At 41.4% G+C, this 3,694-nt stretch carries 1 pseudogene; it reads left to right on the top strand.

Annotated elements, in window-relative coordinates:
* Positions 1–3,694, top strand: a pseudogene (locus ABD915_RS08980) (hypothetical protein); the annotation flags it as partial.

Raw genomic sequence — 3,694 nt, 5'->3', positions numbered from 1 at the left:
ATTAATAATGAAATTGCCAATGTAAAAGGCGATAGTCTTGTTAAGTGGGATAAAGATGAGCAACTCATCAAGATTGGTGCAGAAAAATACGGTAATAGAATCACTATTTCCGATAAGGATGGTAAGGATCGGACCCTTTCTGGTGTGAAAGAAGCAACAAACAATAATGAAGCTGTTAATAAAGGCCAGCTTGATAAAGAGATTGATGATGTGCGCTCTTTGGCAGTTTTCTACGATGAAGAAGCAGATTCAGATGATGTCCATCCACTTATCCGATCAGGCGGTAAATCTGGTAAGAAAAGTGTGACTTTTGGTGATCCAGCAACAGGCACTGTTGCACTGCGTAATGTAGGCAATGGTAAGATTACAGCAGAATCAACAGATGCTGTGAATGGCTCTCAGCTTCATACATTGGGCAGCGATGTTGCGAAGTCTTTAGGCGGTGGAGCTGGGTATGATGATGGCACTTGGACTACTCCTACATTTAAGGTTACGACTGTCAATGAAGGTGGTAATACAGAAGATAAAGAGTATGATAGTGTAGCATCTGCCTTTACGGGTGTTGGTAGCTCTTTCACGAATGTTAAGAATGAAATTACGAATGTTAAAAAAGAGATTGCCAAAGATATTGCCGATGCAAAAAGTGACTCTTTGAACTGGAGCGAAAAGGAGGATGCGTTTGTAGCGACGCATGGGCTGGATAATAGCAGCAGCAAGATCACATCTCTTCAGGCTGGATCGGTTTCTGACAGTTCAACGGATGCTGTGAATGGCTCTCAGCTTCATACATTGGGAAGCGGTGTTGCGAAGTCTTTAGGCGGTGGAGCTGGGTATGATGATGGCCAATGGAAAGCTCCTACATTTACGGTTAAGAGCGTTAAGGATGATGGCAAAACAGAAGATAAAGAGTATGATAGTGTAGCATCTGCCTTTACGGGTGTTGGTAGCTCTTTCACGAATGTAGTGAATAAAATAGATAAGAAAATCACGGATGTTACTGAAACAGTTCAAGGTGATGCCTTATTATGGAGCGAAACGAACAATGCGTTTGTAGCAACGCATGGGAAAGAAGGAAGTGAAAAGACAAGCAGCAAGATTACGTCACTTGCGAATGGGGATATAACTGCTGGTTCAAGCGATGCCGTTAATGGTGATCAGCTTCATACCCTAGGTAATAAAGTTGCGAAATCTTTAGGTGGTAATGCTGAATATAAGGATGGCGCATGGACAGATCCTACATTCATGGTTAAGAGTATCAATGAAGAGGGCAATGTTACTGACACGACTTATAATGATGTTGCGTCTGCCTTTACAGGTGTAGGTACTTCTTTTAAGAATGTTAAGAATGAAATAAATAAGAAAATCACGGAAGTTAGTGAAACAGTTCAAGGTGATGCCTTATTGTGGGATAAGGCTAAAGAGGCCTTTGTAGCGCAGCATGGAAAAGAAGAAGCAAAAACCAATAGCAAGATTACGTCACTTGCGAATGGGGATATAACTGCTGGTTCAAGCGATGCAGTAGCAGGTAATCAGCTTCATACATTGGGCAGCAGTGTTGCTACATATTTCGGTGGTGGAGCTGGATATGAGAATGGTGCTTGGACGGCTCCTACATTTAAGGTTAAGACCGTTAAGGAAGATGGTAGTGATGTTGAAGAGAAGAGCTATACGAGTGTAGCAGAAGCCTTTGAGGGAGTAGGAAGTTCTTTCACGAATATTCATAAAGAAGTTAAGAACGAGATTAACAAAGTTGTTGGTGATAGCCTTGTTAAGCAAGATGAAACAACGAATCTTATCAGTATTGGTAAAGAAACAGATGGTACTGCAATCAATATTGCAAATAAGAGTGATGAGGATAGGATCCTTTCCGGTGTGAAAGAAGCAACGAACAATAATGAAGCTGTTAATAAAGGCCAATTTGATAAAGGTTTAAAAGATCTTTCAGACAAACTTCAATCTGAGGATTCAGCTGTTGTTCTTTATGATAAAACAACAGATGGTGAGACTAATTATAGCAGTGTGACGTTGGGTAAAGGTAAGGATTCTGCACCTGTTGCTCTCCATAATGTCAAAGATGGCGATATTTCTAATGTGTCACATGATGCAATTAATGGCTCTCAAATCAATACAATCTCTGGAGATATTGCTAAGTTTTTGGGTGGTGGTACAGCCTTTACAAATGGTGTTTTCACTGGTCCAACCTATAAATTATCTAAAATTTCTAAAGATGGTAAGGAAGAAGAAACTGAATTTAAAGATGTTGGTACAGCTTTTGAAGGCATTGATACAAGTATCAAGAATGTGAACCAGCGTATTAAAGATGTTTCAGAAAGTGTTGCTCAGGATTCTTTAAACTGGAGCGATGATGATGGAGCATTTGTAGCGACGCATGGGAAAGAAGGAAGTGAAAAAGCAAGTAGTAAGATAACGTCACTTGCGAATGGAGATGTAAGTGAAAGTTCAACGGATGCCGTAGCGGGTAATCAGCTTCATACCTTGGGCAGCGGTGTTGCGCAGTTTTTAGGCGGTAACGCTAGCTATGAGAATGGCAAATGGACCGCTCCTACATTCACGGTTAAGACTGTCAATGAAGAGGGCGCGACAGAAGACGAAGACTATCATGATGTAGCATCTGCCTTTGCGGGAGTTGGTACTTCTTTTAAGAATGTTAAGAATGAAATAAATAAGAAAATCACGGAAGTTAGTGAAAAAGTCCAAGGTGATGCCTTGTTGTGGAGTGAAACGAACAATGCGTTTGTAGCTACGCATGGGAAAGAAGAAGCAAAAACCAATAGCAAGATTACGTCACTTGCAAATGGGGATGTAAGTGAAAGTTCAACGGATGCGGTGAATGGTTCACAGCTTTATACAATGAATAAAGCGCTAGCGACCTATTTAGGTGGTGGTGCTGGCTATGATGATGAGGGCACATGGGGTGCTCCAAAATTCACGGTTAAGAGTGTCAAGGAAGATGGCGATACAGAGGATACAGAGTATCATGATGTCGCGTCTGCCTTTACGGGTGTAGGTACTTCATTCCAGAATGTTAAGAATGAGATAGATAAGAAAATCACGGAAGTTAGTGAAACAGTTCAAGGTGATGCCTTATTGTGGAGTGATGCTAACAATGCGTTTGTAGCGCAGCATGGAAAAGAAGATAGCAAAACCAGTAGTAAGATAACGTCACTTGCGAATGGAGACATTAGTGCAACCTCGACGGATGCAGTGAATGGATCCCAGCTTTATACAATGAATAAGGCGCTCGCGACCTATTTAGGTGGAGGTGCTGGCTATAATGAAGAGGGTACATGGACCGCTCCTAAGTTCAAGGTTAAGACCGTTAAGGAAGATGGTAGTGATGTTGAAGAGAAGGAGTATGATAATGTTGCTGAAGCATTAGCTGATATTGGTACCTCTTTCACGAATATTAAAAATGATATTACAAATGTTGTTAGTGATAGCCTTGTTAAGCAAGATGATAAGACGCATGTTATCAGCATTGGTGGTGAAAAAAGCGGCACAAGTATTAGCATTGCCAACATTGATGGAGCGGAACGGACCCTTTCCGGAGTTCGTGCGGGCACTCTCTCAGAGGAATCTCTAGAAGCAGTGAATGGTTCGCAGCTTTATTCAATGAACAAGATGTTTGCTGAGTATTTCGGTGGAGGTGCAGGCTATGATAGTAAGGGAAAAT

Origin of the sequence: Bartonella jaculi (assembly GCF_039543045.1) — a bacterium.
Taxonomy (GTDB): Bacteria; Pseudomonadota; Alphaproteobacteria; order Rhizobiales; family Rhizobiaceae; genus Bartonella; species Bartonella jaculi.
The sequence above is the reverse complement of the archived record's forward strand: the minus strand, read 5'-3'. Positions and strand labels throughout refer to the sequence as shown.